General features: G+C 72.5%; 8 protein-coding genes. 4 read left to right on the top strand and 4 right to left on the bottom strand.

The window, feature by feature from the left end; translation table 11 throughout:
• The first annotated feature begins 136 nt into the window (after positions 1-136).
• Positions 137-550: a roadblock/LC7 domain-containing protein gene (locus tag AB0D32_RS16500; protein WP_357090393.1), complete on the top strand. Its 414-nt coding sequence runs from the start codon at positions 137-139 to the stop codon at positions 548-550.
• Positions 551-653: 103 nt separating this feature from the next.
• Here the strand turns inward: AB0D32_RS16500 and AB0D32_RS16495 are convergent, their stop codons facing one another.
• On the bottom strand, positions 654-1,379 hold the full coding sequence (locus AB0D32_RS16495; protein ID WP_357090373.1) for an SDR family oxidoreductase: 726 nt from the start codon (positions 1,377-1,379) through the stop codon (positions 654-656).
• Between the two features lie 101 nt (positions 1,380-1,480).
• On the opposite strand from AB0D32_RS16495, the gene AB0D32_RS16490 reads away from it, so the two are divergent.
• Positions 1,481-2,329 (top strand): helix-turn-helix transcriptional regulator, encoded by an 849-nt coding sequence (locus AB0D32_RS16490; protein WP_357090371.1) that lies wholly within the window; start codon positions 1,481-1,483, stop codon positions 2,327-2,329.
• Positions 2,330-2,363: 34 nt separating this feature from the next.
• Here AB0D32_RS16490 and AB0D32_RS16485 read toward each other — a convergent pair whose 3' ends face one another.
• Positions 2,364-3,806, bottom strand: a complete 1,443-nt coding sequence (locus AB0D32_RS16485; protein WP_357090369.1) for a GH1 family beta-glucosidase — start codon at positions 3,804-3,806, stop codon at positions 2,364-2,366.
• A 963-nt stretch (positions 3,807-4,769) separates the two neighbouring features.
• Here AB0D32_RS16485 and AB0D32_RS16480 point away from each other — a divergent pair.
• Positions 4,770-7,661, top strand: a complete 2,892-nt coding sequence (locus AB0D32_RS16480; RefSeq protein ID WP_357090391.1) for a glycoside hydrolase family 48 protein — start codon at positions 4,770-4,772, stop codon at positions 7,659-7,661.
• A gap of 183 nt (positions 7,662-7,844) precedes the next feature.
• Here AB0D32_RS16480 and AB0D32_RS16475 read toward each other — a convergent pair whose 3' ends face one another.
• Complete coding sequence (locus AB0D32_RS16475; protein WP_357090367.1) at positions 7,845-8,537, bottom strand: DUF3159 domain-containing protein; 693 nt, start codon at positions 8,535-8,537, stop codon at positions 7,845-7,847.
• Positions 8,538-8,621: 84 nt separating this feature from the next.
• On the opposite strand from AB0D32_RS16475, the gene AB0D32_RS16470 reads away from it, so the two are divergent.
• Positions 8,622-9,509, top strand: coding sequence for a phosphatase PAP2 family protein (locus tag AB0D32_RS16470; RefSeq protein ID WP_357090365.1), 888 nt, complete (start codon positions 8,622-8,624; stop codon positions 9,507-9,509).
• A 5-nt stretch (positions 9,510-9,514) separates the two neighbouring features.
• On the opposite strand, the gene AB0D32_RS16465 is transcribed toward AB0D32_RS16470, so the two are convergent.
• Entirely contained in the window at positions 9,515-9,967 is a 453-nt protein-coding gene (locus AB0D32_RS16465) for a YbhB/YbcL family Raf kinase inhibitor-like protein (protein ID WP_357090362.1), read from the bottom strand.
• Between the last annotated feature and the right edge of the window lie 68 nt (positions 9,968-10,035).

Genomic DNA, 10,035 nt, shown 5'->3' with positions numbered 1-10,035 from the left:
ACCCGGACCCGGAGGCGGTCGGGGGGATGCTGTCCCGGTTCTACAGCGGGGTACGGCGGGCAGAGGCCGAGGAGACCACCGAGATTTTCATGCCGCCGGGCGGCATACTCAGCGAAGGGGGACAGCGATGACGACGTTGAGCCGGGAGGCTCTTGACCTGAGCTGGTTGGTCAGCGGGTTCGCGGAGCGGGTGCCGGGGGTGGTGCACGCCATCGTGGTCTCCTCCGACGGCCTGCTGGTCGCGATATCCGACCACCTGCCCCGGGACAACGCCGACAAGCTCGCCGCGGTGACCTCGGGACTGATGAGCATCACCGCGGGAGCGGCCCAGATGTTCGACGGGGACGTGGTCAAGCAGACGGTCGTCGAGATGGGGCGTGGCTACTTCCTGGTCATGCAGGTGCGAGACGGCTCCATCCTGGCCACGCTGGCCGGGGCGGACGCCGACATCGGCGTGGTCGGCTACGAGATGGCGCGGCTGGCCAAGCAGACGGGGGAGATGCTCACCCCGGCGCTGCGGGCGGAACTCCAGCAGGCCCTGCCCCGCTGACGGAGGACGTGCGGTGTTGACGCCGGGACCGCTGGGCCGCCGGCGTCCCGCGGTCGGCGACGCACCGGAGTCCGTACAGGACGGCCGGTGCGTCGCCAACCGCTCACCAGGGCAGCGGCCCGTTCTCGTCGAAGTAGCCCCCGCTCGGCCCGCTGGCCGGCAGGGTCGCCAGCCGGATGGCGACCGACGCCCCCTGCTGCGGGGTGCGATCACCCTCGCCGTCGTTCATGTCCGTGGCGCAGTAGCCGGGATCGGCCGCGTTGACCTTGATCGGTGTCCCGCGTAGCTCGTTTGCGTAGGAGACGGTCACGGCGTTCACCGCGCTCTTCGAGGCGTTGTAGGCCACCATCGGCATCCGGGAGTACGGCGACGTCGGATCGGTGGTGAGCGCCAGCGAGCCCAGTTCGCTGGACAGGTTGACGATCCGTCCGGCCGGCGCCCCGCGCAGCAGCGGCAGCAGCGCGTTGGTCACCGCCACCATCCCGAACACGTTCGTCTCGAAGGTGCGCCGCACCGCCTCGATCGGGGCGGCGCTCGGCGCGATCCCGAAGTCGAGCAGCACCGCGGCGTTGTTGACCAGCACGTCGAGCCGGCCGTACGCCCGCTCGACGGTCCGGGCTGCGGCGGCGACCGACTCCGCGTCGGTGACGTCGAGGGGCACCGTCGACACGTCGTACCCGGCGACGGTGAGCTTTTCGGCCGCCTCCCGGCCGCGCTGTGCCGACCGGGAGCCGATCAGCAACCGGAATCCTGCCGCGGCGAGCCCCCGCGCGATCTCGTAGCCGATTCCCCTGTTGGCCCCCGTGACGAGGGCGACCTGTGCACTCATGTGGCCAACCCTGCGCGCCGGGGTCCGGGCCCGGAAGGCTTCGTCGAACCAGGGATCACCGGTCCCTGGTTGACCCGGACCGGTCGAGCCACCATGGGTGGATGGACCGCCCCCTGCTCGCCGAGTTCCTGCGCAGCCGTCGCGCCCGGTTGGGCCCGGAGGATGTCGGGCTGCCTCCCGGCGTGCGCCGGCGTACTCCGGGACTGCGCCGGGAGGAGGTCGCCCAGCTCGCCGGGATCTCGGTCGACTACTACAACCGGCTGGAGCAGGCTCGCGCGCCCCGGCCGTCCCGGCAGGTGCTCGCCGCGTTGGGGCGCGCCCTGTTGCTCTACCCGACCGAGCGGTCGCACCTGTTCCGCCTGGCCGGCGAGGTGCCCGATCCACCGGCCCGTCCGGACGACGTCGTGCCGCACGGGCTCCGGCATCTGCTCGACCGGCTCACCGACACCCCCGCCTACGTCATCGACGCCCGGTACGACCTGCTCGCCTGGAATTCGCTGGCGGTGGTCGTGCTGGGCGACCCGGACGACTGGGCGCCGGGCGAGCGCAACCTTGCCTGGCGGATGTTCCGGGGCCGGCCGGCCCCGGAGGTCGACGAGGCCGGCGCGTGGGCCGTCGCCGCTCGGTGCGTGGCGGACCTGCGCGCGGCGGCCGGCCGCTACCCGGACGATGCGGCCCTGAAGCGGCTGCTGGCCGGGCTGCGCGCCGACAGCCCCGAGTTCGACCGCCGCTGGCGGGACCACGGGGTCTGCGTACGCGACGGACCGGACCGGATTCGCGTGGCCCACCGGGCGGTGGGCGAGCTGACGATGGACCGCGAGGTGCTGGAGCTGGCCGGGAGCGGGCAGCGGCTCGTGCTGCACACCACCACACCGGGCAGCCGGTCGGCCGAGGCGCTGCGGCTACTGACCGTCGTCGGATCGCAGTGGCGGGTGGCGCCGGCGAGCTGATCGACGCGCGCCGGCGCCTGGCCGGGTCCGGCGCTCAGATGCCGTTGGCGGCGATGACCTGGCGGTACCAGTGGGCGCTGCGCTTGAGTACGCGCCGCTGCGTCTGGTAGTCCACGTAGACCAGCCCCCAGCGCTCGTCGTATCCCGCGTCCCACTCGAAGTTGTCGAGCAGGGACCAGACGTGGTAGCTCTCCAGCGGCACGCCGGCGGCCACGGCGCGGTGGACGGCGGCGAGGTGGTCGCGCAGGAAGGTGATCCGCCCGGTGTCGTCGACCGTGCCGTCGGCGCCGAGCGTGTCCGGGCTGGGCAGCCCGTTCTCGGTGACGGTCAGCGGGATCGGGCCGTAGTCGCGGCTCACCCGGGTCAGGATGTCGTACATCCCGTCGGGGTAAATCTGCTGCCAGGGGGCCTGGGAGGTGGGCCAACGCGGGGTCGTCGTGCCGTCGGCGGTGACGTAGTACGGCGTGTAGTACTGCACGGCGAGCAGGTCCACCGGCGCGGAGATGGTCGCCAGGTCCCCGTCGCGGATGCCGCGGGCCAGCCGGCTGCCCGGGCCGAGGTCGTCGAGCACGTCCTGGGGATAGCGGCCGGTCAGGATCGGGTCGAGGTAGAGGCGGTTCTCGTACCCGTCGTAGAGCCGGGCCGCCCGGGCCGCCTCGGGCGAGTCGTCGGCCGGGTAGCAGGGGTGCAGGTTGAGCGCCGGGCCGATCCGGCCGGTGCCGGTGGCGCGGTGCGCCGCGACGGCGAGCCCGTGGGCCAGGTGCAGGTGGTGGGCGACCAGGTACGCGGCGTCCGGGTCCTGCCGGCCCGGAGCGTGGTGTCCTTCGAGATAGCCGTTCTGCACCACCGTCTTCGGTTCGTTGACGGTCAGCCAGACCGGCACCCGGTCGCCGAGTGCGCGGAAGACGATCTCGGCGTAGTCGGCGAAGCGCTGGGCGACGTCGCGCGACTCCCAGCCGCCCCCGTCCTGAAGGGCCTGTGGCAGGTCCCAGTGGTACAGGGTCGCCATCGGCGCGATGCCCCGCTCGCGCAGCCCGTCGACGAGTCGGCGGTAGAAGTCGAGCCCCCGCTGGTTGGGCGCGCCGGTGCCGTCGGCCTGCACCCGGGGCCAGGAGATGGAGAACCGGTAGCTGTGCAGCCCGAGGTCGCGCATCAGGTCCAGGTCCTCGGCGTACCGGTGGTAGTGGTCGGCGGCGACGTCGCCGGTGTCGCCGTTGCGGGTGCGTCCCGGCGTGTGGCTGAAGGTGTCCCAGATCGACTCGCCCCGACCGTCCTCCTTGGCCGCACCCTCGATCTGGTACGCCGAGGTGGCCGCTCCCCAGACGAAGCCCGGGGGGAAGGGCAGCCCGTCCGCCGGTGTCCCGTCGGCTCGCGGGCCGGCGGACCGGTTCCCGCCGCCCGCGACGGCCCCCGGTGTGGTGCCGGTGGTGGCGGAGGGCGCGGTGCCGTGGGGCGGGCGCGGGGTGGGCATCGACATCGGTTCTCCTCATGGTGTGCGTGGCCGCCGCCGGGCCGGGAGCGCTCCCAGCATAGGGTAGGAGCCGTCGATCGGTCGCCTCCGCCCGAGTCGGGCCGGGCGGGGGCGAGCGGGATGGCGAAAAGGTGTGTCCTGGGTGCCCGTGACGGTGGCCCGGGAGCGGGGTGCGCGGTGGCAGCTCGCTCGGGTGGCCGGCCGCGGGACGCCGGGGCGCCGGGGGCGCGGGGCGTCGACCGGGCGGTGCGGGCGGACAGCGGACGAGGCCGGTCGGAACGGCGACACGGCCAGTTCCGTCGGCCTCTTTTCCCGTCGTGGACGGGGGTTTAGTGTGGGGACGGGGGAGGGCAACCCCCGTCCCCACCGGTGCTGCACACGCACGGGCGGAATTGGCGTCCTGTCGTGCGTGTCGCGCGGGAGCCGGGCCACGCGAGTGGCTGGCGGATCCACCTCCCTCCAATGTGGGTGGGATGGCTGACGGCGGTGTCCGGGCTGGCCCGTCGTCAGCCCTTCGGGCTGACTCCCCGGGTTCCGTCGTCGACGAAATCCCGGGTGATCTTCCAGTTGCATCTCTGTCGATGGAAGCGCTCCCATCGACCGATGCTGCGACTGTAACGCCCGTCACGGCTTTGTGAAAGCCCCAAAACGAGATCGAAACATGTTGCTGATCCGGCGCGCTGCCGACCATTGTGGGAGCGTTTCCATGCGTGGCACACTGTCGCCACCGCGACGCGGAGCCAGATCGCGCAAGCGTGGGTCGCCGAGGGCAGCCGGTGTCTCCGGTACGGCATCCGACGCAGTCGGTGGAGTTGCCGCCCCGCAGGGGTGGGCGCCCGCCGCACCCCGGCCCCGGGCCGGGGCGACCACCATCCCCGGGCGCCTTCGAATCCCCGTTCGCGGGAGGGCGCCCCGCCGGGGCCTTCCGTCCCCGGCCAGGTCCGAGGAGACACCGCGCACATGAGAGATCTGGCAAGACGTCGCCGCCTGGCGATGGTCGCCGCCACCGTGCTCGCCGTCGGCGGGGTGACCCTGCCGGCCGGCGCCGCGCAGGCCGCCCCCGCCTGCGACGTGGTCTACGCGACCAGCGACTGGAACAACGGCTTCACCGCCAACATCACCATCAAGAACCTCGGTGACCCGATCAACGGCTGGACGTTGAAGTTCGCCTTCCCCGGCGACCAGCGGGTGACCCAGGGCTGGTCGGCCAGGTGGAGCCAGACCGGCAACGAGGTCACGGCCACCAACGAGTCCTGGAACGGCGGCCTCGGTACGGGCGCCTCGACCAGCATCGGCTTCAACGGCACGCACGGCGGCACCAACCCGAAGCCGACGTCCTTCTCGGTCAACGGCGTCACCTGCGGCGGCGCGCCGCAGCAGCCGCCGACGGTCGGGCTGAGCGTGCCGGCCGGCCCGTTCGAGGCCCCCGCGGACGTGCCGCTCAGCGCCACGGCCAGCGACCCGGACGGGACCATCAGCAAGGTCGAGTTCTACCGCAACGGCCTGCTGGTCAACACCGACACCACCGCCCCGTACGGCTACACGCTGGAGGATCTGCCCGCCGGCGCGTACACCGTGCAGGCCAAGGCGTACGACAACGCGAACCTGACCGCCACCGCGGAGAGGTCGTTCACCGTCACGGCGGCGTCCGGGCCGGTGCTGGTGGCCACCCCGTCGGCGGTGAGCGTGACCGAGGGTGGCAGCTCGACGGTCAACCTGAAGCTCAGCGCCGCGCCGACGGCCAACGTGCCGGTGTCCCTCGCCCGCACCGGCGACACCGACATCACCGTCTCGCCGGCCTCGGTGACGCTGACCCCGAGCAACTGGAACACCGGGGTGAACGTGACCGTCGCGGCGGCCGAGGACGCCGACACGCTCGGCGGCACCGCCACCGTCACCGCCTCGGCCACCGGCTACGCGCCGCTGGCGATCACCGCCACCGAGATCGACAACGACACCGGCGGCGGGGACGACACCTACGTCAAGCGCTTCCTCGACCAGTACGGCAAGATCAAGAACTCCGGCTACTTCAGCCCCGAGGGCGTGCCGTACCACTCCATCGAGACGCTGATCGTCGAGGCGCCCGACCACGGGCACGAGACGACCTCCGAGGCGTTCAGCTTCTGGCTGTGGCTGGAGGCCCAGTACGGGCGGGTGACCCAGAACTGGGCGCCGTTCAACAACTCCTGGACGGTGATGGAGAAATATATAATTCCGAATCATTCAGACCAGCCGACGGCCGGCTCGGCCGGCACCGCGCAGTACGCCGCCGAGCACGACCTGCCCAGCCAGTACCCGTCGCAACTGGAGCCGTCCGTGCCGGTCGGCCAGGACCCGCTGCGTGCGGAGCTCCAGAACACCTACGGCACCGGTGACATCTACGGCATGCACTGGCTGCTCGACGTCGACAACACCTACGGCTACGGCCGCTGCGGCGACGGCACCAGCCGGCCGGCGTACATCAACACCTTCCAGCGGGGCACCCAGGAGTCGGTGTGGGAGACCGTGCCGCAGCCGTCCTGCGACACCTTCGCCCACGGTGGCCGCAACGGCTACCTGGACCTGTTCGTCAAGGAGGCGAACGCGCCGGCGAAGCAGTGGAAGTACACCAACGCCCCCGACGCCGACGCCCGCGCCGTGCAGGCCGCGTACTGGGCCCTGACCTGGGCCAAGGCGCAGGGCAGGGAGGCCGACGTGGCGGCCACCGTGGCCAAGGCCGCGAAGATGGGTGACTACCTGCGGTACGCCATGTTCGACAAGTACTTCAAGAAGATCGGCAACTGCGTCGGCGCCGCCACCTGCCCGGCCGGCACGGGCAAGGACTCGGCGCACTACCTGATGTCCTGGTACTACGCCTGGGGCGGCGCGTACGAGCCGAACCAGAACTGGTCGTGGCGCATCGGCTCCAGCCACAACCACTTCGGCTACCAGAACCCGTTCGCGGCCTGGGCGCTGACCAACGTCAACGAACTCAAGCCGAAGTCGCCGACCGCGGTCACCGACTGGACCAAGAGCCTGGAGCGGCAACTGGAGTTCTACACCTGGCTCCAGTCCGCCGAGGGCGGCATCGCCGGCGGCGCGACCAACAGCTGGGGCGGCCACTACGGCCAGCCGCCAGCCGGCACGTCGACGTTCTACGGCATGTACTACGACGTCGACCCGGTCTACAACGACCCGCCGTCGAACCAGTGGTTCGGCATGCAGGCGTGGTCGATGCAGCGCATCGCCGAGCTCTACCTGGAGACCGGCAACGCCAAGGCCAAGGCGCTGCTCGACAAGTGGGTGCCGTGGGCGATCGCCAACACCACGCTGGGCGCCAACTGGTCGATCCCGTCGGACATGAGGTGGACCGGCCAGCCGACCACCTGGAACCCGGCCAACCCGCAGCCCAACACCAACCTGCACGTCGAGGTCACGGTGAAGGGCCAGGACGTCGGCATCGCCGCCGCCTACGCCCGCACCCTGATCGCGTACGCGGCCAGGTCGGGCAACGCGGCGGCGAAGAACACCGCCAAGGGGCTGCTGGAGGCCCTGCACGCGGCCAGCGACGCCCAGGGTGTCTCCACCGTGGAGAAGCGCGGCGACTACCGCCGCTTCGACGACGTCTACGACGCCGGCACCGGCCAGGGCCTCTACGTGCCGCCGGGCTGGACGGGGACGATGCCCAACGGTGACGCCATCGCCGCCGGCAAGAGCTTCGTGGACATCCGCTCCTTCTACAAGAACGACCCGGCCTGGCCGAAGGTCCAGGCGTACCTGGACGGCGGCCCCGAGCCGGAGTTCAGGTACCACCGGTTCTGGGCGCAGGCGGACGTCGCCATGGCGTACGCCGACTACGGCAAGCTGTTCCCCAACGGCTGAACCGACTCCTCCGGGTGGGCGGCGCGGCCGTCCACCCGGAGGCCCACCGGCCCGTCCCGCCACCCGGATACGCACCCGCCGCGAAAACGCCCGAAAAACCGGCCACCACGGGATCACGCGCGGGGCCGGAACGGAGTAACGTACGTCACCGGAGAGGCCGCTCCCCCCGTGGCGGCCTCTCCCTTACTTTCCGGCCGGCTCCGCCGGGACCGGAGCCGGCACGACCGGGTGACGCAGCCCCGGATGCCCCGCCGGCAGCGACCGGCGCACCACCACCCAGCTCACGGCGAGCACCGCCGCCACCAGCGGCCAGGACAGCGCGACCCGGGCCACCGTCAGCGCGAGCACCTGGCCGCCGAGCCACAGCGGCAGGAACACCGCCAGCCGCAGCACGTAGCTCACCGCCCAGACCCAACTGCCCCGGCCGTACGCGCGCAGCAGCGCCGGATCCCGCCGCCACCGGGTGCGCTGGCCGAGCACGGCACCCACCACCACGCCGAGCAGCGGCCAGCGCACCACGATGCTGACCACCCAGGCCAGCGTGCTCGCCGCGTTGGACAGCAGTTGGACGAGGAAGAAGTCCTCGGCGCGACCGGTACGCAACGCGATCAGCGCGGCCACGCAGACGGCCAGCAGCCCGACCAGCACCGAGCGCGGCCGGTCGCCCCGACGCAGCCGCCAGCCGGCCAGCGCGGCGCCGGTGAGCACCGCGGCGCCCACCCCGCCCCACAGCGAGTGCCCGCCGAGTAGCCAACCGAGCGCGAACGCCACCGGCGGCAGACTGGCGTCGACGGCGCCCCGGCGCCCGCCGAGCAGATCCGCGAGCGTCTCCGGCTGACCCGCCGGGGCCGTCCCACGCTCCGGTGTACGCGTCACCGCACCCTCCTCACGTCCGCCACCAACCTAGCCGCCCCCGAACGGCAGGCCACCCGCCGACCGGGGGGTGCCTGCCGCTACCGTGTGCGGGTGCGAGCGACGGCGAGGGGTTGGACCGCGGTCTGGTTGGTCGTCCTGGCGATCGTTCAGGCGGCAGCCTTCCTCGCGGTGTGGCGGGTCGCCGTGCACGTCGAGGTCGGCCAGTGGGTCGACACCGTGGCCCTGACCGGCAACCGGATCGGGCAGGACCGCATCGACGAACCGGTGGACCGGATCCTCAACGCCATGTCGGTCGTCTCGCTGCTGGCGGCGACCGCGGTGATCGGCTTCATCGCCCTGATCCGGGGCCGGATCGCCCTGGCCGTCACGGCCACCCTGCTGATCGGTGGCGCCAACGCCACCACCCAGCTGCTCAAGTACGGCCTGACCCGGCCCGACTTCGGCATCGACCCCGAACGGATCTACGCCGGCAACAGCCTGCCCAGCGGGCACGCCACGGTCGCCGCGTCGGTCGCGGTGGCCCTGGTGCTCGTCCTGCCGCGCAAGGTGCGGGTGTTCGGCGCGTTCGTCGGCGCGGGCTACGCCGCGGTCGCCGGGGTGGCCACCCTCTCCGCCGGGTGGCACCGGCCCAGCGACGCGGTGGCCGCGTTCCTGGTGGTCGGGGTCTGGGCGGCGCTGGCCGGTCTGGTGCTGCTGATCACCCAGCGGGAACAGGCGCAGGTGGAGTCGGCCGACGCCCACCGCGTCGCCGCCACGGTGCTCAGCGTCGGCGGCGTGCTGGCGCTGGTGGCCTGCGGGTTCGCCCTCGCCTGGCTGGTCGAGCTGCGTGGCACCCCGCCCGGCGAGCTGGCCCGCCGGCCGCTGTTCGTCGGGTACGCCGGCAGCGCCGCAGGGATCGTCGGCACCATGGGCGTGGTGATGGCGCTGGTGCTCGCCGCCGTGCACCGGCTGGTGCCGCGGGTCAAGGGCTGACCCGCTCAACGCGAGTAGGTGCCCACCATCGTCCCGCTCGCGATGTCCCGCTCGGCGAGCAGGCGGTGCACCTCGTCCGCCCGTGGCGTGTCGGGCAGCTCCAACGGCCGGTCCAGCGCGTAGAGCCGGAAGAAGTACCGGTGCGGGTCGTCACCCTGGGGCGGGTGCGGACCGCCCCACCCGGTGGTGCCGAAGTCGTTGGGCCACTCGCGGCCACCCAGCGGCACGCCGCCCTCGGGCGCCCCGGCCGCGCTCGGTGCGATCCCGGTCACCAGCCAGTGCAGGAACGGGGTCTTCCCGGCGTCCGGGTCCTCGACGAAGAGGACCAGTTCGGCCGCAGACTCCGGCACCTGCGCCCACTCCAGTGGCGGCGACATGTTGCCGCCGTCCCTGGAGAAGCGGCTCGGCAGCATGTCGTGGTCGTTGAACGCGGTGCTGCGCAGCATGATTCCGGCCATCCCTGGCGCTCCTCTCGTCAACTCGGCCGCGCGTACCCGCCCGCCGGGCGCCGAAACGGCCGCGCGGG

The sequence above is a fragment of the Micromonospora sp. NPDC048170 genome (assembly GCF_040652795.1).
Taxonomy (GTDB): Bacteria; Actinomycetota; Actinomycetes; order Mycobacteriales; family Micromonosporaceae; genus Micromonospora.
The sequence above is the reverse complement of the archived record's forward strand: the minus strand, read 5'-3'. Positions and strand labels throughout refer to the sequence as shown.

Coding starts and splice junctions, on each gene's coding strand:
- AB0D32_RS16465 (WP_357090362.1), bottom strand. CDS start 9,967: ATGGCCGGAATCATGCTGCGCAGCACCGCGTTCAACGACCACGACATG.
- AB0D32_RS16490 (WP_357090371.1), top strand. CDS start 1,481: ATGGACCGCCCCCTGCTCGCCGAGTTCCTGCGCAGCCGTCGCGCCCGG.
- AB0D32_RS16495 (WP_357090373.1), bottom strand. CDS start 1,379: ATGAGTGCACAGGTCGCCCTCGTCACGGGGGCCAACAGGGGAATCGGC.
- AB0D32_RS16485 (WP_357090369.1), bottom strand. CDS start 3,806: ATGTCGATGCCCACCCCGCGCCCGCCCCACGGCACCGCGCCCTCCGCC.